Here is a 26,173-nt window from a genome sequence, read left to right as displayed (position 1 = left end):
TTGGCCGGTCCCTCCGGCAAGCCCGCGAAACTATCGGGCTTTTTCCGGGACGGATCAACTGTTCAGCGGAAAACCGGCTCGTGAATCAGTTGCGCACGGCCAGCGCATCGGGCGCGCCGTGCGACCATGCCGCCTGCAGCAACTCGTCCAGCCCGCCATGGCCATTCGGATAGAGATTGACCGCGTACCAATCATTGCCGTCGAGATCGGAACGCTGGATCTCCGTTCTGCCGAAGGGTTGAAGTGCTGCTGCCACGCGTTTGGCTTCCGCGGCACTGTCGAACGTGCCGGCTGCGACATAGTCGGCGCTGGACGGCGCTGCTTGCGGATTGGACTTTTTCCACGACCGCAGGATGTCGGCTGGCGACATGCCGTTGTCGTCGAGTGCGGCAAAGACATCCGCGCGCCGCATGCGGTCATCCGCGTAGGACAGCGAGGCAATCGCGAATGGCGACTGCGGCGGCAGGCCGATTTCCGGGCGCGAGGGAACGATCGGTCCGAAGTCAGGCAGCGCCAGGTCGCCTAAAGCCGGTGCCTGCGCGGACAGAGCCGGCTGCGTGGCGAACGCCTCGCCGGAATTCGTCAACTGACCCGGAAACGGTACGGCTGCCGCACCCACGGGCAGGCTTGGCGACGGTCCGTTCATGGCCACCATGACACCGGTCGGCAGGCCATCCGACGGATCCGGAATCCGGTTGCCCGGATGGTAGGATGCCATCAGATACTGATCGTCATTGCCGTCGAGCGGTGCGCGACCGACATATTCGACCTTGACCTTCGCGGTGCCGACCTTGTCGTAGTCGAGCATCTGCGCCGCGCGCTCCGAGACGTCGATAATGCGGCCCTCATGATACGGCCCGCGGTCGTTGACGCGCACGATGACCGAACTGCCGGTGTCGAGGTTGGTGACACGGGCGTAACTCGGCAGCGGCATGGTCGGATGCGCGGCGGTCAGTTGCGCTGTGTCATACACTTCGCCATTGGCGGTCAGCCGGCCATGGAAGGCGTCGCCATACCAGGAGGCCAGGCCGACCTTCGCGTAATGCCGATCTTCCTTGGGATAGTACCACTTGCCGCGAACCTGGTAGGGCTTGCCGAGCTGGTCGCGACCACCGCCGCGCCGCATGAAGTTGGCGCGCGGGCTCGCCTTCACGCCATATTCGGTCTCGGCGAAATATTCCTTGGAACGAGGTTTGGGATTCACCATCGCTTTCGGCTCGGGCTGCGATGCGCATGCTGCCAGCAAGGCAGCCGACGCAGCAAGCAGCGTAAGCGTGGAAGCGCGACGAAGACGCGGGCGCGTCGTAGCCTGCATTTTCCTGAAATCCCCTACAGTCTCAATCAAGACGCCGTCGTTTGAACAACAGAGGAGCCAAAGCACTCACTCGACGATATCAACGACGCCCTGAACCCCGATCCTTTGTGCGCAGGAATTGTTTATCACGATATTAATCGATTGTGGCCGGAACCGGGCAAGATTGTGACGGCGCTTGCTGCGTGAACCAGCGCTTTTGCGCGCTCAAACGTCGTCAATCAAACTGCGAAAGGGCAGTGACGAGCGGGGCTTGCGTAGAGCCCGGCGCGAGCCTGATGGCCGACGATAAGGATCGGGAGCCTCTGATGGTGATGGGATCAGCCCGTTGCCAAGCTTGGGGGGCAGGCAAAGGCAACGGGCTGTAGGGTGGTCTGTGCACACCCCGTGGAGCATCGACGGGCATCGCCGCTCCGACCTGCAGCCTACGAGACAATGCCCATATGCGCGACTTACGGATTCGTAAGGGTGCGTAAAGGACGTACGGCCTGAACAGTTTCGTCCAGCCGGCCGCATCGGTCCTGAAGTGCTCCACTGGATGAGCGCTACTTCGCTAGGCTACTCCGCTGTCCGCCTTAGCCCTGCTTTAAAGGCCAGTCATGATCCACGGATTGGCGTCGTATCCCAGGCGCGGCTTTTCCGGCGTTGTTCCACCTGGTAATTTAGTTGTTCCGGTCAAGTTGCAGTCCAACTCCGGCCTCGGCTTCTTGCTCGAATGTTTCGTGGAACACAGGGCCGCAGCATCGCTGACCGCGACCTTCTTCTCCTTGGCAACGGCGACACCAGTCGCAGCGATCACGAGTGCCGCGCAAAACAAGATCACTCTCATCGTACTTCCCCACGGTTGCGCATCCCCAAGATGCTGGGGAGTGACGTTACGTCACTTTTATATTAGTGCAAGCGAATATTAAGACCCTCAGTCCGCCGCTGCCACGCTTCCACGACCTTCGGCATACCCACGCGACACAGATGCTTTCAGCCGACACTCACCCGAAGATAGCGAGCGCCTGGGCCATCCCCAGCCTCCATTCGCTGGCGATAAAACCGGACAACTCATGTGCTGCCTAATCCGGACAACTCATGTGCTTACGACAGATGCAGCAGAGCAAGTTGACGTTGCGCTTCAGGCCGCTATAAGCAGCGAGCGAAAAGGCAAACAGTTGCAAGCTGCGTAGCAACGGGCATTCCACGGCCCCATGCAAATTGTCAAAAGCGCAATGATTGCAATTGCTTGGAGGGATGGCCGAGCGGTTTAAGGCACCGGTCTTGAAAACCGGCGTGGGCGCAAGTTCACCGTGGGTTCGAATCCCACTCCCTCCGCCACCTCGGCCAAAATGGCTGGTTTTGAGAACGGCTTGCCCCGATCACCGCCGTGTTCCTCTATGACCGCACGGAGGCGGCAGAACCTGCGTCTCGCATCAAAGAAGCTGCCGCTTAAGCAGCGCTTCAAGCCAATCGGCAAAGACCTGCAATCGCCGTGAGAGATGCTGGCGATGGGGATAGAGCAAAGTCATGGACATGGATTCCGCCCGGTGGTTGGGCATGACCTCAATTAAACCTCCCGCACCCAGGTTTTGTTTCACATCATAGGCGGGGATCTGGATCAGGCCGAGACCCGCGAGGCAACAGGCGATATAGGCTTCGGCGCTGTTGACGGTGACCCGGCCACGCATTGGGACTGTGTACGCATTCCCATCTTCCACCCACTCCCAATCCTCAATCCGGCCGCTGGATGGAGATGCATAGTTCACTGCCCAGTGATCGCCGAGGTCGTCCGGCGCCCGCGGGGTGCCGTGCCGCGCTAGATAGCCGGGGCTGGCGACGTTGATCAATGGCAGCTTGCCGATGGGGCGTGCAATGAGGCCGGAATCACCAAGCGGTCCGACCCGCAGCACGCAATCAACACCATCTTCCACCAGATCGACCGCTCGGTCTGTGACACCGAGGCTGATGTCGATCTCGGGATATCGGTCCAGAAAATCGGGCAGCGCCGGTGCAATGATCAGTCGTCCGATCCGGCCAGGGACGTCGATGCATAGCCTGCCCGATGGCTGTGCTGCCGACTGCCGAAACAGATTCTCCGTATCCTCGACATCGGCGATGACCCGCTGGCAGCGTTCATAAAAGGCGATGCCGTCCTGGGTAGGAGACACCTTGCGGGTCGTACGATGAAGCAGCCGCGCGCCAACACGCCCCTCCAACTCCTGAACGGCCGCTGAAACGGAAGACCGCGGGACGCCCAACGTATCAGCGGCGCGGGTGAAGCTCGCGCATTCGACGACACGGGTGAATATCCGAAAGAGGTCGATACGGTCCAAGGGTTTGTTTCTCTATTGTGCTGGTTTTCTGACAGGTGATGTCAGAACAGCCGCCTTTATCTCTCAAATCTAGACGATAAGTCTCTCGAACGAAAGCGGCCGTGGATATGGTCGCCAACCGGCAAAGGAGGCCACCCATGACCGACCACAGCATCAAAGGCAAAACCGTCATCATCGCCGGTGGGGCAAAGAACCTCGGCGGACTGATTGCGCGCGATCTCGCCGGCAATGGCGCGAAAGCGATTGCCATCCATTACAACAGCGCGGCGACCAAGGCCGATGCGGACGCTACCGTGGCGGCCGTCAAGGCCGCTGGTGCCAAGGCGGTCGCCCTCCAGGCGGACCTGACGACGGCCGGTGCGGTCGAGAAACTGTTCACCGATGCGGTCGCTGCCATTGGCCGTCCCGATATCGCCATCAACACCGTCGGCAAGGTGCTGAAGAAACCCATCGTCGAGATCAGCGAAGCAGAATATGATGAGATGAGCGCAGTCAATGCCAAGACGGCTTTCTTCTTCATCAAGGAAGCCGGCAAGCATCTAAACGACAACGGCAAGCTGGTGACGCTCGTCACCTCGCTACTCGGCGCTTACACGCCCTTTTATTCGAGCTATGCCGGGACCAAGGCTCCAGTGGAGCATTTCACCCGCGCGGCGTCCAAAGAATTCGGCGAGCGCGGCATCTCGGTGACGGCGATCGGACCGGGTCCGATGGACACGCCCTTCTTCTACCCTGCCGAAGGCGCCGATGCGGTCGCCTACCACAAGACGGCGGCTGCGCTGTCGGGTTTCTCGAAGACAGGCCTTACCGACATAGAGGATATCGTCCCCTACATCCGCTTCATGGTCTCGGACGGCTGGTGGATGACCGGCCAGACCATCCTCGTCAACGGTGGCTACACCACCAAGTAAGCCGCCAGCCGGCCGCCTCCCAGGAAACGGCCGGCGCCATTGTCGGAGGAGGCCGGCGATGACCAATCCGTTCCAGTCGCTTCTCGACGTTCAACGCGAGCATTTCCTGTCCGATGCGACGAGGAGCTACGAATGGCGCCCGCGCCGGTTTTGAAGACCGGTGCCTTAAACCGCTCGGCCATCCGTTCCATGCGATCAAGCTGGTCGAGACGCAAGTTCACGGTGGGTTCGGGTCCCACTCCCTCCGCCACAATATTGAGCTATTCGGCGGCCTCATGCAGGCGCATTGCAATCAACCCGACCCCAAGCAATCTTTTGTCTTTAGGCACCACCCTCGATGCGGGTATGGGGCCGCCCTCGGGCCTCAGGTCGATCGTCGTGAAGCCCGTCTGGGGCAGAAGCCGACGGGAAATGACGATGCGTTGCTCTTCCGGATGCATCGGTTGTGCAACACCCAATGTGGTGACCAGGGTTTGGTTGACGCGCACTTCGACGCGCGGAATTCGGCCGGCATTGTCGGCAAGCTGGAGGATTTTGAGATCCAGGATAAGGTCGTGGCTACCCAGGCCGCGATTGGGCAAAAGTATGCGATGCATCGCGTCCTTGCCCCAACGTCCCCATGGCTCCGGCGAATGCCATCCCCGATCGAGGAGTGGCTCGAGTTCCCCGCCCTTGGCGGCGCTGAGCCATCGATCGAATGGCAACAGCGGTTGCGAACATTCCGAAGTCGGCAAGCGATAGAGGCGGCGAACCGGATCATCGCTGACCAAGCGCGCTCCGGATGCGGTCAGCCGGCTGTCCCACGCCGCGAGTTCGGCGGCACCGTAGCCACGGCGATCGATCAGCACGGCATCGTAGCTGGATGCCAGCTCGGCAAGCGCGCAGGGCCAGTTCGCGACTTTCAGCAGGGCTTGCAGGCGCGACAGGCCATCGCTTCCCGCGAATGCGCCGTAACTCCAGTGTCGGGAACTGCCCGGAGCGCTGAAGATAAAAGGCAAGAAATGATTGTAGGGTGCGAAGCCGCGTATGGCGGGCGATTCAGGCCATGCCGCTATCGGCAGCTCGAGGATCCGCTGCAGCCCTGCTGAATCCGCCGCAGCCAAAGTCGCGCGAATGCTCGTCATCTCCGCGGCGAAAGCCGGCTCGCGCAGCAAGGCGCGCTGCTGCCGCGCAAAAAGCGCTTCGCTACCGACGCTGTTTACAAATAGCAGCGCAATCAGGCCCGCCGTGGCTGCTACCCCGCCGATCGAGCGGCCGAATCTGAACTGCAGCCAGAGCGTTACACGCCGCCATAGGCCGAGGAACACAAGCAGTGCCGCGAATGCAAAAAAAGGTGAGATCCGATTCTGTGCGCGGATTTCTGGCGCGATCAGCAGATTGAAGATCAATCCCAGACCGAAGGGCACGCAATAGATCATGCAGAAGACGAGATACGCGTTGAATATTGGCGCCAGGCCTTCGTAGTCCGGCTGGGCGCCAGGACTGCGCCTTCGCAACAGCGATGAACCAAACAGGACAGCCAGCAATGCAAAAGCCGACAGGATGGGACCGGGCCAGGCATCTGTTCCCTCGGCCGTGCCGCGGATGGCCATGTAATCGGAAAGTGCGTTCGGCGCGATGCCGAATTGCTTCAGCCCGAGGACTACGTCGGAGATACGAAAGCCATACAGTGTCTGCTCGGATGCTGTTCTTGCGGCGAAGCCGCCGGCGTTGTCTGGCGCGACCGCGACAAAGAACGCCAGAATCGGCAGCAACGTGACCAACATCACCCCGGCTGGAAGGGCCAAGGCTGGCAAATAGCGCCAGTTTCGTTCCTGTGCAGCCAGGGCCAGACCGGCAAATGCCCAGGTGAGCAGGGCAAAAAAGCTGTAATAGATTCCTGAAGTCGCGATCACCACGCAGCACACGAGCGTGACCGGGTCCCTCACGATGCCGATGAGGGACTGCTTGCGAACAGCCGTGACGATCCGAGGCAGGATCAGGAACGCAAGCGGGGCCGAATAATAGGCGGCCAGATAATCGTGCCCGGTTGAACGTTTGGCGAAATAAGGAATGAATGCAAAAGCGAAAGCCCCCGCGAGGCACCACCAGGGACGAATCTGAAAGGCACGCAGAGCGTGGAATGCGGCTGCGAAGTTCGCCGCGACGATGACGACAAGATACAAATTGGCACCGACGACGACATCACCCGACAGGCGCGTAGCCAGAAATTGCACCACGCGTTCAGTGAGGTCGGTGAACGGAAAGCCGAGCAGATCCAGCCGATCGGGAAAGCCGACGGCATCTGTTCGAAAAATATGTGGCCAATCGAGAAAAAGCCTGCCGTGAAGCAACAGGAAGATACGATCGCCCCACAATTCGGTCGGGACGTCGAACCTCATGAACGGGACGCCCGCCATGAACCAGGCAAGCAAGATTCCTAAACAGAGAAGAAGTACAGGCCGCCTTTCAAGATCGGCGAAGAATGCGCTAGTGTGTCGTATCATACGAGAGGGCAGCCGCATGATGTCGATCACTACCACGGACATGGCAGGCTGTCATGGAGCCTGATCAGCCACTCGCTGATCAGCAAATTCTGAGTTCGCGGGCTCTCCGCAAGCTGATTCTTGAAGAATCATATCGCGCCCATGTCGGACACATCGGATCGGCGCTGTCCGTGGTGGATCTGCTCGCAGTTCTCTACGGCGGCGCGATACGATTGAAATCGCCGGACGATCCGGATCGTGATCGCTTCATCCTGGGAAAAGGGCATGCCGCCCTGGCGCTATATGCCGCTCTGTTCTTGCGCGGATGGCTTAGCCGCTCCGAGTTGGCAAGCTATTGCGCTGATGATTCTCGATTGGGCGTGCACCCGACCCGTCACCTCCCCGGCGTCGACTTCTCGACGGGCTCGCTCGGTCTTGGTCTGTCGATCGGCGCGGGATCGGCGCTCGCCGCACGCCTGCTCGGCAAGGACCGCCGCACCTATGTCCTGCTGTCCGATGCCGAGTGCAATGAAGGGTCGACATGGGAGGCGGCGATGTTCGCCGGGCATCATCGGCTCGCGAACTTGATCGTCGTCGTCGACGTCAATGGACAGCAGGCGTTGGGCAGGACCGCCGAGATCATGGATCAAAGCCGGATGCCGGAGCGCTGGATGAGTTGCGGGTGGACGGTGCGGGAGGTGGATGGGCATACGCCCGCGGCCGTTCTCGAAGCGCTTCGCCCGCACCACCAGGAGCCGCTGGTGGTGTTGGCGCAGACCGTATCGGGGCGTAGCGTGAGTTTCATGGAGGGCCAGGTGCGCTGGCACTACCTGCCGATGTCGGATGAAGATTATGCCATTGCCCTGGCACAGAGCGAGGCGCTGCCGTGAGGCGCGAGTTCATTGCCAAGCTCTGCGAACTGGCCGCGCGTGATCCGCGCATAGTGCTGCTGACCGCCGACCTCGGCTTCTCGGTCGTGGAGCCGTTTGCCCAGGCGTATCCGGACAGGTTCGTCAATGTCGGTGTCGCCGAACAGAATATGATTGGTGTCGCAACAGGTTTGGCGGAAGCCGGATTTCTTCCGTTCTGTTATTCGATCGCGACCTTTGCAACGTTGCGGCCTTACGAATTCATTCGCAACGGCCCGGTGGCGCACGAACTGCCCGTCCGCATCATAGGCGTCGGCGGCGGCTTCGACTACGGTACGGGCGGCTCGACACATCATAGTCTCGAGGACATCGCGGTCATGCGCGCACTGCCCGGAATGATGGTTATTGCGCCTATCGATGGACCTCAGGCCGCCGCGGCGCTGGAGTGCCTGTGGTCGGTGCCCTCGCCAATCTATTTCAGGCTGGGCAAGGACAGTCCGCAGGTCGCGATATCGGGTGGCCTGTTCGAACTCGAGCGGGCTCAGACCATGCGTCGAGGCGCCGATGTGCTGCTCATTTCGACCGGTGCCCTGGTTGCGGAGACCATGACGGCCGCAGAGGGACTGGCAAATGCCGGCGTGCAGGCGACGGTGTTGTCAGTGCCTTGTCTTGCGCCTGTGCCATTGGCGGATCTGCGAACCGCACTGGCGGATGCCAGCGCCGTCCTGACAATCGAGGCGCATCAGCAGACAGGAGGACTTGGCTCATTGGTCGCCGAGGTTCTCGCGGAAGCCGGATTGGCAAGACCGTTCCGCCGCCTCGCGGCAACTCTACCCGGCGCGGGCCATGGCGGCAGTGCGGCCTGGCTGATGGAACGCAGCGGATTGACCGCCGACCGCATTTCAGCCGCTGCTCAGGCACTGCTTTTGTAGATTTGCGATGAACCCGACAATCTCGATCATCCTTCCCATTCATAACCAGGCCGACCATGTCGTCACCGTGATTGACGAATATCATACCGCTCTGCGTGGTCTTTCGGTGCCCTGGGAAATTATCCTTGTCGAGAATGGGTCGCGTGACGAAAGCGCGGTACGCTGTACGGAGTTGGCAACCCACCACGCCAATGTGCGTGCGTTGCGCGCCGATTGCGCCGGTTGGGGGCGCGCCGTGAGGGCTGGCCTGGCGGCTGCCCAGGGAGAGTTCCTATGCTACACGAATTCGGCCCGCACCAGGGGCGATGACCTGCGGCGGGCGCTGGAGGCCGGAATAAGCAGGCCGGATAGTGTCCTCAAGGCTGAGCGAAAACAAGGCCGGGCATGGCTTCGTGGACTCGGTTCGTGGCTGTACAATCTCGAGGCGAGGCTGTTGTTCGGACTGCGATTGCGCGACATCAATGGCACGCCGAAACTGTTTCATCGTCGCTTCAAGGCGCTGTTGGACCTGCAGCGCGATGACGATCTGATCGATCTGGAATTCTGCGTGGCCTGTCACCGCCATGGATACTCGATAGTGCCATTGGGCGTGGCATCAGGCCACCGACACGGTGGTCGCTCGACAACCGGATGGCGGACAGCCATGAGGCTTTATCGCGGTGCCTTGCGAATGAGATTGCAGAATTGAGCGACCAGGAGGATCACGCACGCTTCCAGGCCGACCATGAGGCCTGGCGCGACCCGGCCAGTGTCGTGGCGCAGTGGCAAGATGGGGAGGCGGTCCGAAGCAGCCTGCTTGAATCCGAGATAAGCGGACCATGGTGGGACGTTCTTGCCGAGGCCGGCCTCACCTTGCTGGTCAGCCGCGAATACGAGCATCTCCTGATGGCGCTCTCGACGGCCTCTGGATCACCTCAGGTAAGTTATTTGCGGCTGCCGCATCCGTCCGGCATCGCCTTCGACGCGGCACGCGCGGAAGTCCACGTCGCAAGCACGCGCAATCCGAACATGTTGTACACGTTGCGACCGGCGGAGCGGCTTCTGCCACGCAGAGACCTCGAGTCAAAGGGCATTGCCGGCCGCGTGCTGATGCCTGCGAGTACCCGGTACATGCCTGGCAGCACCTATCTGCACGATCTGGCGATGATCGGCCCTCAACTCCACGGAAGCGCGGTCGGCGACAACGCCGTTGTGTCATTTCCGGCAGGCGGCGATCACCAGCGGGTATGGTGGCCGGCATGCATCGAGGGGACGGCGGGCGCTGATTTTGGCCTGAATCATTTGCAGCTTAACGGCATCGCGGCCGGAGAGAGCCTCGCCGAAAGCTATTTCACGGCGTCCAAGGACGATCTTGTCGGCGCGCGGCCAGGCCAGATCGAATTTGCCCCTGAAGGGCGCGGTGTCGTTTTCAGCGGCGCGACTCGATTGCCGATAGCGCGAGGATTGACCCGCCCGCACTCGCCCCGCTTCGTCGGCGGCGACTTGTGGGTAGCCAATAGCGGGTATGGCACCGTTGTGAACTGCGGGCGGGATGGCCGCGTCGAGGTCGTCGCGCGCCTGCCGGGCTGGACCAGGGGCCTGTGCGCGCTCGGTGATCTTGCCATCGTCGGCACCTCAAGGATCATTCCGCGCTTTCACGCCTATGCGCCGGGGCTCGAAGCGGACAAATGCGTCTGCGGACTCCACGCGGTCGACATCAAAAGCGGACGTATCGTGGCCAGCCTGATCTGGCCGGCCGGCAACCAGATTTTCGCGATCGAGGCCGTCCCTTCGTCGATGGTCGATCGCCTTCCGTTTGATGCCTTTGATCGGATGCCTGACGCGGAGCACGCGCTGTTTTATGCGTGGCAAGCCGTGCCCAAGCCGTCCCAATGAATAACGTCGAGAGGAATTGATGACCGACGACTTCCGCTTGCTGATGCTCGGCGCCATGTATGAGAATGGCGGAAACACCACACATCGGTTTCTTGACGGCCACCCGGAGCTGTTCGTCTATCCGTTCGAGTCGCAGATCGGCACGCGGTTCGTCAGTGATGCCTTGACCTCGCTGTTCCCGGTCAAATACCGCTGGCCAGTCTTCCCGCTCGATGCGAGTCCAATGGACGATTACAGGCTGATCATCGACGAAGAATGCAAAGTGCGTGCGCGGACGCCACACGTCAGCAAGTTTCGTGACATGGCCTTCGACTTCAACGACGATGCCCGGAGCGATCGATACATCGAGTGCGTGAAGGCTAGCGGCCGCAGTGCCGAGAACAACGTCGCGGCCTTCTTCAGGTCTACATTCGATAGCTGGAAAGACTATAACCGCAGCGGCCGCGAGAAGGTTTATGTCGGCTACAGTCCGATCATCACGGTGGACTCCGAGGCAATTCTCGCCGCAATGCCCACCGCTCACATGATGCATGTGGTGCGTAATCCGTTCTCTGCCTACGCCGATACAAAAAAGCGGCCGGTTCCCATGCGCCTGTCGGACTATATGCGGGCGTGGTGCCTGAACCAATACCATGCCCTGCTTGCGCGGCATCGTCATCCAGACCGGGTTCACATCGTGAGGCTGGAGGATACTTTGTCCGACCCGCGCAAGGCTCTGGCGCCGGTTCTGTCCGCGCTGGGCATCGAGGATCACGTCGCGCTTTCGGTGCCGTCATGGAACGGTCTGGCGTTGCGTGAAGTCTACCCTTGGGGAACGATCCGCCGCGCCACACCGGAAGCCAATCGGGCGACAGCCGCGGAACTCTCTGTCCAGGAGCATGCGGCGGTGGCGCAGGCCGCCTGGCAATATCTCGATGTCTTCGACTATGGAGACTTCGCCGGAATGCGAGCCGTCTGAGATGCAACGCGCCGTTGTGACGGGCGGCAGCGGTTTTGTTGGCGCGAGTCTGGTCAGACGGCTGCTGTCGATGGGGTGGCATGTCGATCTGCTGCTGCGCCCGGGCTACGCGACGTGGCGTATCCCCACACAACAGTCGCAGCTTTCGACGCATGTGGTCGATCTGACGGACGCTTCGTCGGTGGAGGTGCTGTTGCATCGATTGCGCCCCCACTACGTGTTCCATCTGGCTGCGCACGGCGCATATTCATGGCAGACAGACGCAGCCAGGATTGCGCGTACAAACCTGGAGGCCACCCGCGCATTGGCTCTTGCCGCGCTCAAGGCGGACGTCGAGGCATTCGTGCATACAGGCAGTTCGCTGGAGTACGGCCGCAAGAGACACGCCCCCTCCGAGGACGAGCCAACCGAGCCCGAAGGGGCCTATGCCGTCTCCAAGGCCGCGGCGACCGCGTTCTGTCGCGATCTCGCGCGAAAATCCGGCATTCGCATGCCGACGCTTCGTCTCTATTCGATCTATGGGCCATGGGAAGAGCCGCGACGCCTTGTGCCGTCACTGCTTGTTCATGCAACAGCCGGGAAATGGCCGCCGCTTGCCAATCCCAACACGGCTCGTGATTTCGTCTGGGTCGAAGATGCGATCGACGCCTTGCTCATCGCAGCCAGCCGTCCGCTGGCGGATCCTGGGGCAATATTCAACATCGGCACCGGTAGACAAACCACACTGGGAGAAATCGTCGATATCGTGCGCGCCATGACAGGTTGCGAGGCTGAACCGCATTGGCAGAGCATGCCTGATCGAGGCTGGGACACGGACATCTGGCAGGCTGACACCCGACACGCCGCGACAGAGCTGGGCTGGACCGCGCAAACGCCATTGCGCACCGGTTTGCGGGAAACGGTTCAATGGTTGGGGAAAGATCGCGATCGTCTCGATTTCTATAGAGCAAACCTTGATCTGGCAGACAGACGGCATCGACAACCGCCGGCGTCGGACCGCGGATAGAACGGGCAATCGCGCTGGACGGCTTCACTTTCGACCCATCGTCGGTTGCGCGACAACGATCATGTCGGTTTGTCGGGCGGCGTATCCCTGGCGATGGGCGCGTGGTTCCTGAAATAGAAAACCCCGCCGGCAGGGACCGGAGGGGTTAGTCCTGGGAGGACGCGCGACGCGCTGCGTTCGCCACCGCGCGCCACCAAGATATCGCCCGGTTGCGACGCTGGTGTGACATGCCGGCGGGCGCATCCCTCACCTGCCCGGCTGCAAAGACGAAAGTCCGGTATCAAGCCTTTGGAAAGGAGAAATATGGTTCTGTTCAGAGGCTGAAGTGCGAGCGGGTGCCGGCCAAAGGCTGGGCAATAGAGGCGGGCGAATGGATATTTTTGGCATCAAGGCGCTGTTGATCTCCGCGTTGATATTCATTCCGTTCGAACATCTGTTCCACGAGCGGCCCCAGAAGACCTTCCGCAAGGGCTTGGGTGTCGATCTGATCTATGTGCTGTTCAACGGCTTCATCATAAAAGTAGCCATCGTCCTGATAGCGGCCTACACGCTTGACGCCGCCGCAATCGTGGTCCCGCAATCAATGATGCGCGCCGTCGGCGGTCAGCCCGTCTGGTTGCAGGTCGCGGAAATCATCTTGATCACCGACATCGGTGTCTATTGGGCACACCGGGCCTTCCACAAAATCCCTGCGCTCTGGAGGTTCCACGCGGTACATCACGGCATTGAGGAACTTGACTGGCTCGGCGCTTTCCACTCCCATCCGGTCGACGCGATTGCCACAAAGGCGATATCGCTGACGCCGATCTTTTTCCTCGGATTCTCCGAAGCCTCGATCGCCGCCTTCTCGGTCATATATTTTTGGCACACGCTGCTTGTGCATTCGAACCTGCGGATTCCGTTTGGCCCCTTGAAGTGGCTGATCGCCAGTCCGCAATTCCATCGTTGGCACCATGCCAACCAGCGCGAGGCTTATGACAAGAACTTCGCTGGCCAACTCCCCCTCCTCGACATTGTGTTCGGCACCTACAATGCCACCGGCAACAAGGTGCCGGAAAAATACGGTGTCGATGATCCGATCCCGTCCAGCTATTTCGGTCAGGTCGGCTACCCGCTCGTGCCTCGCGGCAAGCGATCGAAACGGGCGGTGGCGAGCACGGAAGCCTGACGGCTAATATCAATGGCGACTGCCATCTGCTGCTCGAAATGGCGCTGTCGCCTGGTAGCGGAGATCGCGTCGTGGGTTGGTTTTGGCGGGCACCAGCAATAGTCATAGGTGTTTCGCGTTGGCCTCGATGCGTGAACTATCGGCAACGCCGGGCCAGTTCGACGCATTCGTCAAAGCCGTCGGCCTGATGATGAAGACCGAACCCAATTATTCCGCCGCCGACATGGCGCGGACGCGCGTGCCCGTGGCGATCGTTCAAAGTGAACATGACGAGTTCATCAGGCGGGAGCACGCGAACTATCTGTCCCAAAACGTCCCAGGATCGGAATTGATTATCCTGCCTGACGTCAGCCATTTCGCACCGCTGCAACGCCCCGGGCTGTTCAACAGCGTGCTCCTAGCCCTCCTCGGAAATATCCATTCCTGAGCATCCGGCGCGCTGCGCTTCCTGAAGCGGGAAGGCTTTTTGCCTCGAATCGGCTAAGCCTTGGGGCATGAACGAGACCTCCCTTTATGCGCCGGTGAAGCGGTTCCTCGAAACTCTCGACTTCGTGGTGAAGGGGGAGATTGGCGGCTGCGACATCGTCGCGTTGCGCGAGGGCAAGCCGCCGGTGGTCGTCATCTGCGAACTGAAATTGCAGTTCAACCTCGAACTGGTGCTGCAGGGCGTCGACCGCGCGGCCGTTTGCGACGAGGTGTGGCTGGCGGCGCGTATGTCGGCACGGGGCAAGGGGCGCGAAAGCGACGCCCGGTTTCGCAACCTCTGCCGCCGGCTCGGTTTCGGCTTGCTCGGTGTGACCGCGAATGACAAGGTCGAAGTGCTTGTCAGCCCGGCCGCGCCTGAGCCACGCAGGAATGCGCGGCGGCGCTCTCGCCTTGTTGACGAACACCAGCGCCGCCGCGGTGATCCTGTCGCGGGCGGAGGATCGCGCAATCCTATCATGACCGCCTACCGCCAGAGCGCCCTCACCTGTGCCGCCGCGCTTGTCCACGGCCCCAAACGGCCGCGCGACCTGAAGGCGCTGACGCCGATCGCCCCGAAAATCCTGCAGCACAACGTCTATGGCTGGTTCGCGCGCGTGGACCGCGGCCTTTATGATCTCACGGATGCCGGCCGCGCCTCGCTGGTGCGTTGGCCGCAGGCCTCGCACGAGGATGTCCGACACGAGATTTTGATTGCGTCGACCCCCTGAATGCGGCTGCTTGCCCGGCATGAAACGCCCCTCTTGGTTGATTTTTCAGACAAAATATGCTGCTTGTCCCGCCCATGAAGACACTCTGCATGATGGCCATGGCGTCCCTGACGCTAGCTTTCCCGGCCAGCGCAATGGACAACGCCTTGCGTGCCGGGCTGATGAAACTTGATCCGCAAACACGCCTCGAGCAGCGGTGCGATGCCGAAATCCTAGACCGGATCACCCACGACGATCGCAAGTTCAAGGCCGACCGTGTTGTCGCCTACGCCTTCGCCACGCCTGAGATGAGCGCCGATGCGATCAGGAGCCCCGGTGCGGCGTTCCGCAGCAAGGGGCAATGGTACCGGCTGAAGTTCAAATGCCAGACGGGGCCGGACCATATGGAAGTTCTCCAGCTTCGTTACCGGATCGGCGATGAGATTCCAGAAGCCGACTGGGCAAAATACAATCTCTACGACTAGTTTTTTCGCGGGCTTGTGTCGGCTTCGGTTCACGAGCCGGCGGCGGCTGAAAATCTCCTGTAATGCCACTGCCACGAAAGTGGTTTTCCAGCGTTGTCCAATGCGGCGCCTTGACGGCAGCGGACCATGCCTTTAGGCCCGTCGCAATAGTCGACGACGAACACTCGGCGAAGGGCTTCCAGGTCGATGGAAATATTTACCGCCGCAGGCCTATCGGCCCTTCTTCAGGTCATTGCCATCGATCTTGCGCTTGCGGGCGACAATGCCATCGTCATCGGCCTCGCCGCGGCCGGACTGCCGGCCAGCCAACGCAAACGGGCCATTCTCGTCGGCATCGCCGCGGCCACCGTCCTTCGCATTTTCTTCGCCTTGATCACGCAATGGCTGCTCACCATCGGGCCCATGTTGCTTATCGGCGGCGGCCTGCTCTTGCTGTGGGTCTGCTGGAAGATGTGGCGTGAATTGCGCGTCAGCCACGAGCAGGAGCGTGACGCCACGGAAGCGCTATCGAACGGCGACTTCGACAAGGATGGGGTCATCGGCGGCAAGGGGCCAAGCAAGACCTTCTCGCAGGCAGCCTGGCAGATTGTCATTGCCGACGTTTCCATGTCGCTCGACAATGTTCTGGCCGTAGCCGGCGCGGCCATGAACCATCCGACGGTGCTGATTGTCGGGCTGGCCCTGTCGATCGCCCTGATGGGCTTTGCCGCATCGTTCGTCGCGCGCCTGCTCCACAAATACCGCTGGATTGCCTATCTCGGCCTGGTGATCATCCTCTATGTTGCGGTCAAAATGCTGCTTGACGGGGCCGTGCAGCAATTCCCCGAAAACTTCGCTTTCCTGGCACCCTGGTTCGGATCCGGAGGCCACTGAGCCATCCTTATGGCGCGGATCGGCCTGTCGGCCGGTTTGCTTGATTGTGGAAGCCATGCTATTGCGCCGCGCGTATTGGCTCCAGCCACGCGCCACAGACCGACATTTACAGCGACTTGAGGCCGGATCAGCGTTCGGCCCGTACCCCCAATGGAAACTAGCCTATGTCCGCCCCTCGCGTCAGTTTTGTCAGCCTTGGATGCCCGAAGGCGCTCGTGGATTCCGAGCGTATCATCACGCGCCTGCGCGCCGAAGGCTATGAGATCGCCCGCAAGCATGATGGCGCTGATCTCGTTGTGGTCAACACTTGCGGTTTCCTGGATTCCGCCCGCGACGAGTCGCTCAATGCCATCGGTTCCGCGCTTTCGGAAAACGGCAGGGTCATCGTCACCGGCTGCCTTGGTGCCGAGCCGGACGTGATCCGCGAGAAGCACCCCAACGTGCTGGCGATCACCGGACCGCAAGCTTACGAGAGCGTGATGGCCGCCGTGCATGAGGCAGCCCCGCCTTCGCACGATCCCTATATCGACCTGCTGCCGCCGCAAGGCGTCAAGCTGACGCCGCGCCACTATGCCTATCTGAAGATCTCGGAAGGTTGCAACAACCGCTGCACCTTCTGCATCATTCCCGCCCTGCGTGGCGATCTCGTTTCGCGCCCGGCCGCCGACGTGCTGCGCGAGGCCGAAAAACTGGCCAAGGCCGGCGTCAAGGAACTCCTCGTCATCTCGCAGGACACCAGTGCCTACGGCATCGACATCAAGTACCAGACGTCGATGTTCGGCGATCGCGAAGTGCGCGCGAAATTCCTCGATCTCTCGGAAGAACTGGGCAAGCTCGGGATCTGGGTGCGCATGCATTATGTCTACCCCTACCCGCATGTCGCCGACGTCATCCCGCTGATGGCCGACGGCAAGATCCTTCCCTATCTCGACATCCCGTTCCAGCATGCTTCGCCGCAGGTGCTGAAGAACATGCGGCGTCCGGCGCATGGCGAAAAGACGCTCGAACGCATCCGCAGCTGGCGCGACGTGTGCCCCGACCTCGCCATCCGCTCGACCTTCATCGTCGGCTTCCCCGGCGAGACGGACGAGGATTTCGAGATGCTGCTCGACTGGCTGGACGAGGCCAAGATCGACCGTGCCGGCTGCTTCAAATACGAGCCGGTCAAGGGTGCCCGTTCCAACGACCTCGGCCTCGAACAGGTTCCGCAGGAGGTCAAGGAAGCACGCTGGCACCGCTTCATGCAGCGCCAGCAGAAGATTTCGGCGACGCAGTTGGCCAGGAAGGTCGGCAAGCGCCTGCCGGTGCTGATCGACGAGGCGCACGGCACCTCGGCGAAGGGCCGCACCAAATACGACGCGCCCGAGATCGATGGTTCGGTCCACATCCAGTCGCGCCGCCCGATGCGTGCCGGCGACATTGTCACGGTGAAGATCGAACGTGCCGACGCTTATGACCTCTACGGTTCGGCTGTCTGAGCCTTCCGTCCATTTCTCCAGGCACATAAAAAGGGCGCCTCGCGGCGCCCTTTCCTATTCGAAACGTGGTGCACAGCTTACTGCGGCAGCTTGTCGTCGACGCCCTTCACGTAGAAATTCATGCCGAGCAGCGTGCCGTCGTCGGCGACCTCGCCGTCCTTCAGCCACGCCGAGCCGTCCTGCTTGGCGATCGGTCCGGTGAAGGGGTTCCAGCCGCCGGCGATCTTCTTCTCGGTCGCCTCGGCCATCGCCTTCACATCGTCGGGCATGTTGGTGTAGGGCGCGAGCTTCACCGCGCCGTCCTTGATGCCGAGCCAGACATTGTCCGGCTTCCAGGTGCCGTCGATGGCTGCCTGCACGCGGCTGATGTAATAGGGGCCCCATTCGTCGGTCAGCGAGGTCATCTGCGCATTCGGCGCGAACTTGATCATGTCGGACGACTGGCCGAAGCCGTGCAGCTTGCGCTCCTCGGCCACCTGCAGGGCAGCGGTCGAATCGGTATGCTGGACGATGATGTCGGCACCCTGGTCGAACAGCGCCTTGGCGGCGTCGGCTTCCTTGCCCGGGTCAAACCACGAATTCACCCAGACGATCTTGGCCTTGAAGTTCGGGTTGATCGACTGAGCGCCGAGCATGAAGGAGTTGATGCCCATCACCACTTCCGGGATCGGGAAGGAAACGATGTAGCCGGCGACGCCGGACTTCGATTCCTTGGCGGCGATCTGGCCGAGTACGTAGCGGCCTTCATAGAAGCGGGCATTGTAGATGCCGAGATTGTCACCGGTCTTGTAGCCCGTGGCGTGCTCGAACATCACCTTGGGAAACTTCTTGGCGACCTTCACTTCGGCGTCCATGAAGCCAAACGACGTGCCGAAGATGATCTTGCAGCCTTCGCGTGCCAGGCGCTCGAAGGCGCGGTCGGCATCGGGACCTTCGGAGACGTTCTCCAGATAGGCGGTCTCGACCTTGTCGCCGAGCGCTTTCTCGACCTCAAGGCGGCCCTGGTCGTGCTGGTAGGAGTAGCCGAAATCGCCGATCGGGCCGGTATAGACCCAGCAGGCCTTCAACTTGTCGGCAGCCTCTGCGGACGCGGCCAGCGACAATGCCGCTGTCGTCGTCATCAGGGCAATAAGCAGTTTTTTCATTGTGTTACCTCTCTGTGTTAAGCCTTGGAGCTTCCCGTTTGTTATTATTGTCAACGATCCGGAACGAATGGCTGCCCCAGGGATGCCGGCGTGTTCATCATCGTCAGACGCTTGTTGCGCGAGATTAGAACGAGAACCACGACGGTTGCCAGATAGGGCAGAGAAGAAAGCATCTGCGAAGGCACGGGAATGCCAAAAGCCTGTGCATGAAGCTGGCCGATCCACACCGCGCCGAAGATGTAGGCGCCGGCCAGCACGCGCCACGGCCGCCACGAGGCGAACACAACGAGAGCCAGAGCGATCCAGCCGCGGCCCGCGGTCATGTTCTCGACCCATTGCGGCGTGTAGACCAGCGACAGATGGCCGCCGGCCAGACCGGCACAGGCGCCGCCGAAGATGACCGAGAGATAGCGGTAGCGGATGACCTTGATGCCGAGCGCGTGCGCCGAAGCATGGCTGTCGCCGATAGAGCGGAGTGTCAGGCCAGTACGCGTCTTGAACAGGAACCACATGACGGCGGCGGTCAGCGCGATCGAGATGTAGAAGATCGGATCCTGGCCGAACAGCAGCCTGCCCACGACCGGGATCGAGCTGAGGCCGGGAATGTCGAGATTGGGCAGCCTGACGCCAGGCTGGCCGACAAAGCTCGTTCCGATCATGCCGGAGAGGCCGAGGCCAAGCAGCGTCAGCGACAGGCCGGTCGCCACCTGATTGGTGGCCAGCGACAGCGTCATGACCGCGAACAGCAGCGAGAACAGCGCGCCCATCGCGATTGCCGCCAGAAGGCCGATCCAGGGCGATCCGGTCAGGTAGCCGGCCCCGAACCCGCCGACCGCGCCCATGATCATCATGCCTTCGACGCCGAGATTGAGCACGCCGGAGCGTTCGACCACCAGTTCGCCGATCGCCGCGATCAAAAGCGGCGTCGCCGCCGTGGCGATGGTCAGGAGGATGTTGACGGTGATGTCCATCAGCGGGCTTCCTTCAACTTCGGCGCGGCTTCGAGCGGTGCCGCGCCCTGCGGCTTGGTCAACGCCAGGCCGATCAGCCGGATGCGGTAGTGGATGAGCGTGTCGCAGCCGAGCACGAAGAACAGCAGCATGCCCTGGAACACCCTCGCCACCTTGTCTGAAATGCCGAGCGCGCTTTGCACCGCTTCGCCGCCGAGATAGGTCAGCGCCAGAACCAGGCCCGCAGCGACGATGCCGAGCGGGTTCAGGCGTCCGAGGAACGCCACGATGATGGCGGTGAAGCCGTAGCCGGGAGAAATCACCGGCTGCAACTGCCCGATGGCGCCGGAGACTTCCGAAATGCCGGCAAGGCCGGCCAGTGCGCCCGACAGCAGGAAGGCGAAGAACACCATGCGGCTGAGACCGAAGCCGGCGAAGCGCCCTGCCCTCGGGCTGGAGCCCAGCACGCGGACCTCGAAGCCCTTGAGCATGCGGCCCATCAGGATCCAGATCAGCACCGCGGCAACCAGCGCGAACACAAAACCCCAGTTGGCGCGTCCGGCGTCCGGCATCAATTCCGGCAGGACCGCCGAATCGCCGAACTGGATCGTCTGCGGGAAACCATGGCCCTGCGGATCGCGCCATGGGCCGCGCACCAGCCAGTCGAGGAAGAGTTGGGCGACATAGACCAGCATCAGGCTGGTCAGGATCTCATTGGTGTTGAACCGGGTCTTGAGCAAGGCCGGGATCGCCGCGTAGGCGGCACCGCCGACCATGCCGAGCAGAAGCATCAGCGGCAGCACCAGCGGGCCTTCGAACTGAGGAAACAGGACCGGAATGGCCGAGCCGAAGATGGCGCCGAAAATGAACTGGCCCTCGGCGCCGATGTTCCAGATGTTGGCCTTGTAGCAGACCGACAGGCCGACCGCGATCAGGATCAGCGGCGCCGCCTTGATCGCCAGCTCATGCAATTGCCAGACCTGACTGATCGGCTCGATGAAGTAGATCCGGAACGCGGTCAGCGGATTGACGCCGAGCAGGGCGAACATGATGGCGCCGGCGATAATGGTGAGCGCGAAGGCGATGAACGGTGACAGCATCGAAAACAGCGCCGAGCGCTGCGGGCGTTTGACGAGTTCAAGGCGCATCATGCCGTCTCCAGCGTGTGTTCGGCGTGGCCGGGCTCGGCGCCGCCCATCAGCAGGCCGACCTTCTCGAAGGTCGCCTCGGCGATCGGCATCGGCTTGGACAATTCGCCATTGTGCATGACCGCGATGGCGTCCGATATCTCGAACAGTTCGTCGAGATCCTGGCTTATCACCAGAACCGCCGAGCCGCTGCGCGACAGCTCGATCAAGGCCTGTCGGATATGGGCGGCAGCACCGGCATCGACGCCCCAGGTCGGCTGGTTGACCACCATGACGCTTGGGCGGCGGTCGAGTTCGCGGCCGACGATGAATTTTTGCAGATTGCCGCCCGAAAGTGCGGCCGCTTCCGGATCCGGCGCGCTCTTGCGCACATCCATAGCCACGATGATGCGTTGCGCGGCAGCGTAGACGGCGCCGCTTTTGACCATCCCGCCAGTGCCGACAAACGCCTTGCCGTCGGTCGCGTGGCGCGACAGCAAAAGGTTCTCCGAGAGTTTCATGCGCGGCGCGGCACCATGGCCGAGGCGCTCCTCCGGTACGAAGGCGGCACCAAGAAGGCGCCGTCCGGTGATGGTGAGACCGCCCGCATCCTTGCCCCGGATACGCACCGAGGCGGCATCCTGCTGCAAGACCTCGCCGGAAACGGATTCAAAGAATTCGCCCTGGCCGTTGCCGGCAACACCGGCAATGCCGATCACCTCGCCGGCGCGGACATTCAGGCTGATGTTCTTGAGCGGAATCGAAAACGGCGTCGCCGGCTTGCGGCTGAGGCCGCGGATTTCGAGCAGCGGCTGCGCGGTTTCGATCCCCTCGACCGGCGCGCGCACCACGGCCTGCACTTCGTTGCCGACCATCATGCGGGCGAGCGAGGCGGCTGTCTCCTCGCGCGGATTGCAGTGACCGACCACCTTGCCATGCCGCAACACGGTGGCGCGGTCGCAGATCCGTTTGACCTCTTCCAGCCGGTGCGAGATGTAGAGGATCGATTTGCCTTCCGCGCGCAGCCGCTCCAGCGTCTCGAACAGCTTGTCGGCTTCCTGCGGCGTCAGCACCGAGGTCGGCTCGTCAAGGATGATGAGCTGCGGCGTCTGCAGCAGGCAGCGGATGATTTCGATACGCTGGCGTTCGCCGACCGACAGGTCGCCGACCAGCGAGTCCGGATCGAGCGGCAGGCCGTAGCTGTAGGAAAGCGCCCTCGCCTTCGCGGCGATGCTGCTGATCGGCGAGCCGTCATCGAGCGACAGCGCGATGTTCTCGGCCGCGGTCAGCGCCTCGAACAGCGAAAAATGCTGGAACACCATGCCGATGCCGAGCTTTTTGGCGGCACCCGGGCTGGTGATGCGCACTGCCTGGCCGTTCCAGAAAATCTCGCCGGAATTGGGTTCCAGCGAGCCGAACAGCATCTTGACCAGCGTCGACTTGCCGGCGCCGTTCTCGCCAAGCAGCGCGTGGATTTCACCCTTGGCGATGTTGAGATCGACATGATCGCACGCGGTCAGCGTGCCGAATATCTTGGTCAGGCCACGAACCTCAAGCAGGTTCGCCCCATCATGATCTGCACTCACAGTGCCTCCCATCTGGTTCGCCAGATATGTTCTGTGTTCCCGCAAGCATGGTAGGCGCCGCCGGCTCTCGACGGAAAGCGGCACGCGTCTTGAAAGAGCTTCAAGAATTTCAGCGGAAATTCAAGGGATAACAAGGCAGGCGGGACTAAGGAATGAGAATAGTCGTCCCCGTTGTCCTGCGGCCTTCGAGATCCGAGTGTGCCTTGCCGGCTTCCTTCAGTGCGTAGCGCTGGTTGATCTTGATCTCGACGGTGCCGCTGAGCACCACGTCGAACAGCGCGGCCGCGGAGGCATCGAGGTCCTCACGTTTTGCGTTGTAGACGAACAGTGTCGGCCTTGTGGCGAACAACGAACCCTTCTGCGCCAGGAGCGACATGGAAAATGGCGGGATCGGTCCCGACGACTGGCCAAAGCTGACGAACATGCCGAGCGGCCTCAGGCAGTCGAGCGAAGCCGGGAACGTGTCGTTGCCCACCGAATCGTAGACGACGTCGCATTTCCTGCCGCCGGTGATGGCGGCGACGCCGGCGACGAAATCCTGCTCCTTGTAGTTGATGACATGGTCGAAGCCGTGCGCCTTGGCGAGCTCGATCTTGTCGGTCGAGCTTGCCGTGCCGATGACGGTCGCACCGAGATGTTTCGCCCATTGGCCGAGAATGAGCCCGACGCCGCCGGCCGCGGCATGGAACAGGATCGTGTCGCCCGCTTTCACCTTGAAGGTCCGGCGCAGCAGATATTCGGCCGTCATGCCCTTCAGCATCATCGCGGCCGCCTGTTCATCGCTGATGCCGTCCGGAACCTTGACGACCCGGTTGGCATCGATGACGCGTTCTTCGGCATAAGCTCCCGTCGTCACGGCATAGGCGATCCGGTCGCCCGGCTTCAGCCAATCGACGTCCTGCCCTACCTCCAGCACCACGCCGGCGGCCTCGCTGCCCGGAATGAGCGGAAAACCTCCGGGCGGCGGATAGAGACCGGAGCGATGATAGACGTCGATGAAGTTGAGGCCGATGGCCGTATGCCTGACCAGAATCTGCCCGGAACCTGGCTGGCCGGGATCGACGTCATCATAGGTCAGAACTTCCGGACCGCCATGGGCGTGGATACGGATCGCTTTGGACATGGATTGGGATTCCTCTGGCTGATCAGGCCTTCTTGGCACCGAGATTTGGAAAGAACTGCATGATGCCACCGATGCAGGCCAGATAGAGCCCGGTAATGGTAATGCCGATCTTGGTGAAAGTGCCGACCTGTTCGCCCAGCACGCCGATCTGATCGTAGAAGGCTGCGAGAGCCGCCTGCGCAAGCGCAAGCGCGCCGAAGGCGCACCACAAAAGGGTCATTGTGAGATTGATGCGTCGCAGCCGCACCACCCGCACCGGATGAATGAAATTGATCGGGATGAAAGTCAGGATGCCAGCCACCACCACGACAGCGAACGACACCCATTGTCCCGGTTCGATGACGAACAGCGTGAACACCACCATGTTCCAGACCACGGGGAAGCCCTTGAAGAAATTCTCCTTCGTCTTCATGCCGGTGTCGGCATAATAGATCGCGCTGGAAACGACGATGATCGCAGCCGAAAGGAACGACAGTCCCTCGCCCATGAAGCCGCGCTGGTAGAGCGCGAAGGCCGGGATCAGCACATAGGTCACATAGTCGATGATGTTGTCGAGGAGTTCGCCCGACCAGGTCGGCAGGATTTCCTTGACCTCGAGCTTCCTGGCGATCGGCCCGTCGATGCCGTCGACGAACAGCGCCAGTCCGAGCCACCAGAACATTGCCGTCCAGCGCTCCTCGCTCGCCGCCACCAGCGACAGGAATGCAAGGAACGAGCCTGACGCGGTCAGCAGGTGGACGGAGAACGCCCTTGCCTGCGGCCAGGTGACCTTCTTCTTCGGCCGCGGAATCCGGTCCGCGATCTTCTTGGCGGCCTTTCTGGCCGTTGTGTTCTTGCTCACGGGCCCCGCCAATCCAGCTTGCAGATTTCGGCCGAGCGGCCAGCAAAGTTCCAATTGCGGCCGAAGGCGCGCATCTTGCTCTTGTCGGACCTCGCCACGATGATCTCCGGCGCGATCCAGTATTCCGAGTTCGTGATCACCGTATCCTTCTCGCGATCCTTGCCGGCGATTGGCGTCACCGCGCCATCGATGATCTTCGGTATCTGGAAGATACGCGTCTTGTCCCGCGTCTCATAGGTGATCGGCACCTGTTCCACACCCAGGAATTTTCCGACGAGGATCGACAGCAGCGACGTGGTCCCGCCTGCCTTGCCGGTGAAGATCTTCGTCAAGGCCTTGACCGCATAGATCGAGGCGCGTTTGTCGATGAACAGGCCGGCGGTCCAGTTGCCTCGGCTCATATAGCCGGGGATTTCCATGATCAGCCCAAGGTTTAGGCCTGACAGGTCGACCTCACCGAAATGACCGGCATCGATGCGGAAACCCGCCCAGGTCTGGCAATAGCCCTCGGTCGGAGGGTGACTGCCGAGCGACAGCACGCAAGGGCAAAAAACCGTGCAATTGCAGGAGAGTACGAGCTCTCCATTCATTGCCCAGCCCTGATCTGTCATCGAATTTCCCCCACTGAAAGCGAGACTACTAGCAGCGCGGCTGCCCAGACAAGCAGTATCGCACCGGCCAGCCGGGTTGGAAGACTGCCCGTCATCTGTTTTTCAATCAGGGTGAATACGCCGATCAGCGCCATCCAGAAGATGTTCATCACGCCGACGGCGAACATCACCAGCATGAGCGCCCAGCAGCAGCCGAAACACCAGATGCCTTGCACGACACCAAGCCGGAAGACGCTGCTGGCTTTGGCGCTCCAGTTCGAAAACAGGATCGAGAACGGGTTGCGGCATTTCTTCAGGCAGGCCTCCTTGAGGCCGCTGAACTGATAGAGGCCGGCGACCAGCAATGCGAGCGCGCCGGCAATCCCAAGCACCGGATCGTAGATCTCGCGGGACGCGGCGAATGTGTGCACGCTGAGCGTCAGTGCCGAGAACAGGACCGAGGCAGCGAGCCAGACGCCGAGATACCCGGCAACCAGCACCAGAGGATGAACGACCGGCTCGCCCTTGATCCGGGCTGTATCGGCGATCTCGCAATAGGTGCGGATCATCGGGGCAGCGGACGGCAGCATCGCCGCGATTGCCATCAGGAACCACATCACGGTGAGAGCAACGGCACGAAAGCCGATGCTTGCGTCCAGTGGCGCCGGCGATAGGCAGAGGGCGAAGAACCGCTCCAGGAAATCGGGCAGCGGCAGCTGTGGCAGGCCGTGCAGGAGGGTGTCGCCGGGCGCGCTGCCTCGGACATCGGCGCCCCGAATCGCCATCGCCCCCAGCAACAGCCAGGCGAATGCGATGCCGGCGCCGACGACGATGTTGACCGTCAAACGCGGGTTGCGCGCGACATTTGCCATGGCGCGGCCGGCGCGGTCGAGATGGCTGAAATCGTCCTGATGGCCGGTCATGACAACCGAATGGGCCGAATCGCCGCGTTGATCAAGCCGCATGATCTGACCTATATGCCTATCAAC

At 61.6% G+C, this 26,173-nt stretch carries 24 protein-coding genes, 1 tRNA gene and 1 pseudogene; 14 read left to right on the top strand and 12 right to left on the bottom strand.

All coding sequences use genetic code 11. From position 1 onward, the window contains the following. Positions 1-85 precede the first annotated feature (85 nt). Positions 86-1,315 carry a septal ring lytic transglycosylase RlpA family protein gene (locus AC07UC_RS22105; protein ID WP_494907417.1) on the bottom strand — a complete coding sequence of 410 codons (1,230 nt, stop codon included), beginning with the start codon at positions 1,313-1,315 and terminating at the stop codon, positions 86-88. A 583-nt stretch (positions 1,316-1,898) separates the two neighbouring features. Then, the gene (locus AC07UC_RS22100) at positions 1,899-2,141 is read right to left on the bottom strand and encodes a hypothetical protein (RefSeq protein ID WP_202322736.1); all 243 of its coding nucleotides are present in this window, start codon (positions 2,139-2,141) and stop codon (positions 1,899-1,901) included. A gap of 404 nt (positions 2,142-2,545) precedes the next feature. On the opposite strand from AC07UC_RS22100, the gene AC07UC_RS22095 reads away from it, so the two are divergent. Beyond that, positions 2,546-2,635: transfer RNA gene (locus AC07UC_RS22095), tRNA-Ser, on the top strand. 95 nt (positions 2,636-2,730) lie between these two features. Here the strand turns inward: AC07UC_RS22095 and AC07UC_RS22090 are convergent. Continuing rightward, complete coding sequence (locus AC07UC_RS22090; RefSeq protein ID WP_494907416.1) at positions 2,731-3,630, bottom strand: LysR family transcriptional regulator; 900 nt, start codon at positions 3,628-3,630, stop codon at positions 2,731-2,733. A gap of 137 nt (positions 3,631-3,767) precedes the next feature. Here AC07UC_RS22090 and AC07UC_RS22085 point away from each other — a divergent pair, with 137 nt between their 5' ends. Next, the gene (locus AC07UC_RS22085; RefSeq protein ID WP_494907415.1) at positions 3,768-4,541 is read left to right on the top strand and encodes an SDR family oxidoreductase; all 774 of its coding nucleotides are present in this window, start codon (positions 3,768-3,770) and stop codon (positions 4,539-4,541) included. Positions 4,542-4,801: 260 nt separating this feature from the next. Here AC07UC_RS22085 and AC07UC_RS22080 read toward each other — a convergent pair whose 3' ends face one another. Next, positions 4,802-7,069 (bottom strand): hypothetical protein, encoded by a 2,268-nt coding sequence (locus tag AC07UC_RS22080; RefSeq protein WP_494907414.1) that lies wholly within the window; start codon positions 7,067-7,069, stop codon positions 4,802-4,804. Between the two features lie 11 nt (positions 7,070-7,080). Between AC07UC_RS22080 and AC07UC_RS22075 the strand changes: the two genes are divergently transcribed. The 12 genes and pseudogenes from AC07UC_RS22075 to rimO all read left to right on the top strand — a co-directional run bounded on the left by AC07UC_RS22075 (position 7,081) and on the right by rimO (position 17,822). Continuing rightward, the gene (locus tag AC07UC_RS22075) at positions 7,081-7,896 is read left to right on the top strand and encodes a transketolase (protein ID WP_494907413.1); all 816 of its coding nucleotides are present in this window, start codon (positions 7,081-7,083) and stop codon (positions 7,894-7,896) included. Further along, a complete protein-coding gene (locus tag AC07UC_RS22070; protein ID WP_494907412.1) occupies positions 7,893-8,807 on the top strand; it encodes a transketolase family protein in 915 nt (304 codons plus the stop codon). Before AC07UC_RS22075 ends, AC07UC_RS22070 begins: the two co-directional genes overlap by 4 nt. 7 nt (positions 8,808-8,814) lie before the next feature. Beyond that, on the top strand, positions 8,815-9,495 hold the full coding sequence (locus AC07UC_RS22065; RefSeq protein WP_494907411.1) for a glycosyltransferase family 2 protein: 681 nt from the start codon (positions 8,815-8,817) through the stop codon (positions 9,493-9,495). Further along, on the top strand, positions 9,492-10,682 hold the full coding sequence (locus AC07UC_RS22060; RefSeq protein ID WP_494907410.1) for a DUF4915 domain-containing protein: 1,191 nt from the start codon (positions 9,492-9,494) through the stop codon (positions 10,680-10,682). Before AC07UC_RS22065 ends, AC07UC_RS22060 begins: the two co-directional genes overlap by 4 nt. Positions 10,683-10,701: 19 nt before the next feature. Then, positions 10,702-11,640 (top strand): sulfotransferase, encoded by a 939-nt coding sequence (locus AC07UC_RS22055; protein WP_494907409.1) that lies wholly within the window; start codon positions 10,702-10,704, stop codon positions 11,638-11,640. A 1-nt stretch (position 11,641) separates the two neighbouring features. Beyond that, positions 11,642-12,646, top strand: coding sequence for an NAD-dependent epimerase/dehydratase family protein (locus AC07UC_RS22050; protein ID WP_494907407.1), 1,005 nt, complete (start codon positions 11,642-11,644; stop codon positions 12,644-12,646). 370 nt (positions 12,647-13,016) lie between these two features. Continuing rightward, on the top strand, positions 13,017-13,814 hold the full coding sequence (locus tag AC07UC_RS22045) for a sterol desaturase family protein (protein WP_494907406.1): 798 nt from the start codon (positions 13,017-13,019) through the stop codon (positions 13,812-13,814). Positions 13,815-13,920: 106 nt separating this feature from the next. Next, positions 13,921-14,241 (top strand): annotated as a pseudogene (locus AC07UC_RS22040) (alpha/beta fold hydrolase); the annotation flags it as partial. A gap of 67 nt (positions 14,242-14,308) precedes the next feature. Further along, on the top strand, positions 14,309-15,007 hold the full coding sequence (locus AC07UC_RS22035; protein ID WP_494907405.1) for a DUF2161 domain-containing phosphodiesterase: 699 nt from the start codon (positions 14,309-14,311) through the stop codon (positions 15,005-15,007). Positions 15,008-15,063: 56 nt separating this feature from the next. Continuing rightward, the gene (locus tag AC07UC_RS22030; RefSeq protein ID WP_181179963.1) at positions 15,064-15,471 is read left to right on the top strand and encodes a DUF930 domain-containing protein; all 408 of its coding nucleotides are present in this window, start codon (positions 15,064-15,066) and stop codon (positions 15,469-15,471) included. Positions 15,472-15,657: 186 nt separating this feature from the next. After that, a complete protein-coding gene (locus tag AC07UC_RS22025) occupies positions 15,658-16,344 on the top strand; it encodes a TerC family protein (protein ID WP_140773832.1) in 687 nt (228 codons plus the stop codon). 164 nt (positions 16,345-16,508) lie between these two features. Further along, a complete protein-coding gene (gene rimO, locus AC07UC_RS22020) occupies positions 16,509-17,822 on the top strand; it encodes a 30S ribosomal protein S12 methylthiotransferase RimO (RefSeq protein WP_494907404.1) in 1,314 nt (437 codons plus the stop codon). Between the two features lie 77 nt (positions 17,823-17,899). Here rimO and AC07UC_RS22015 read toward each other — a convergent pair whose 3' ends face one another. The 8 genes from AC07UC_RS22015 to AC07UC_RS21980 all read right to left on the bottom strand — a co-directional run bounded on the left by AC07UC_RS22015 (position 17,900) and on the right by AC07UC_RS21980 (position 26,149). Then, positions 17,900-18,967, bottom strand: a complete 1,068-nt coding sequence (locus AC07UC_RS22015) for a BMP family ABC transporter substrate-binding protein (RefSeq protein ID WP_140773830.1) — start codon at positions 18,965-18,967, stop codon at positions 17,900-17,902. Between the two features lie 50 nt (positions 18,968-19,017). Next, on the bottom strand, positions 19,018-19,938 hold the full coding sequence (locus AC07UC_RS22010; RefSeq protein WP_140773829.1) for an ABC transporter permease: 921 nt from the start codon (positions 19,936-19,938) through the stop codon (positions 19,018-19,020). Further along, the gene (locus tag AC07UC_RS22005; protein ID WP_056577276.1) at positions 19,938-21,068 is read right to left on the bottom strand and encodes an ABC transporter permease; all 1,131 of its coding nucleotides are present in this window, start codon (positions 21,066-21,068) and stop codon (positions 19,938-19,940) included. Before AC07UC_RS22005 ends, AC07UC_RS22010 begins: the two co-directional genes overlap by 1 nt. After that, positions 21,065-22,642, bottom strand: a complete 1,578-nt coding sequence (locus AC07UC_RS22000) for an ABC transporter ATP-binding protein (protein ID WP_494907402.1) — start codon at positions 22,640-22,642, stop codon at positions 21,065-21,067. Before AC07UC_RS22000 ends, AC07UC_RS22005 begins: the two co-directional genes overlap by 4 nt. A gap of 133 nt (positions 22,643-22,775) precedes the next feature. Beyond that, positions 22,776-23,753: a quinone oxidoreductase family protein gene (locus AC07UC_RS21995; protein ID WP_494907401.1), complete on the bottom strand. Its 978-nt coding sequence runs from the start codon at positions 23,751-23,753 to the stop codon at positions 22,776-22,778. A 22-nt stretch (positions 23,754-23,775) separates the two neighbouring features. Next, a complete protein-coding gene (gene pcsA, locus AC07UC_RS21990) occupies positions 23,776-24,594 on the bottom strand; it encodes a phosphatidylcholine synthase (RefSeq protein WP_140773825.1) in 819 nt (272 codons plus the stop codon). Then, positions 24,591-25,205: a DUF1326 domain-containing protein gene (locus AC07UC_RS21985; protein ID WP_494907399.1), complete on the bottom strand. Its 615-nt coding sequence runs from the start codon at positions 25,203-25,205 to the stop codon at positions 24,591-24,593. Before AC07UC_RS21985 ends, pcsA begins: the two co-directional genes overlap by 4 nt. Then, positions 25,202-26,149 (bottom strand): DUF2182 domain-containing protein, encoded by a 948-nt coding sequence (locus AC07UC_RS21980; RefSeq protein WP_494907398.1) that lies wholly within the window; start codon positions 26,147-26,149, stop codon positions 25,202-25,204. Before AC07UC_RS21980 ends, AC07UC_RS21985 begins: the two co-directional genes overlap by 4 nt. Positions 26,150-26,173 lie beyond the last annotated feature (24 nt).

The sequence above is a fragment of the Mesorhizobium sp. GW821-FHT04C10 genome, assembly GCF_059420305.1.
Note: the sequence above shows the minus strand (reverse complement) of the source record. Positions and strands in the feature narration are given on the sequence as shown.